Origin of the sequence: Psychrobacter sp. TB55-MNA-CIBAN-0194 (assembly GCF_040309505.1) — a bacterium.
In the GTDB taxonomy this organism is placed as follows: Bacteria; Pseudomonadota; Gammaproteobacteria; order Pseudomonadales; family Moraxellaceae; genus Psychrobacter; species Psychrobacter fozii.
The window spans coordinates 1-235 of sequence record NZ_JBEOOW010000806.1 but is presented as its reverse complement, the minus strand read 5'-3'; the positions used below and the strand labels follow the sequence as shown (position 1 = coordinate 235).

Sequence of the window (235 nt, the reverse complement as noted above, 5' to 3'; positions counted from 1 at the left end):
CACGTGCCCTTCCCACTCAGGCTCAAGCGGCGTCACATTCACAATGATACCGCAGCGCGCATACGTTGATTTACCAAGGCAAATGGTCAATACATCGCGCGGAATACGAAAATACTCCATGGTGCGTGCTAGCGCAAACGAGTTCGGTGGAATAATACACTCGTCACCAATGACATCAATAAAGCTTTTTTCATCAAAGTTTTTTGGATCTACAATCACTGAATGAACATTGGTA

Annotated in this window: 1 protein-coding gene; it reads right to left on the bottom strand. The window is 45.1% G+C overall.

Annotated elements, in window-relative coordinates:
- Window positions 1–235, bottom strand: a 235-nt coding sequence (locus tag AAEY75_RS17165; protein ID WP_502944468.1) for a dCTP deaminase, incomplete at both ends; no start/stop codon positions are given.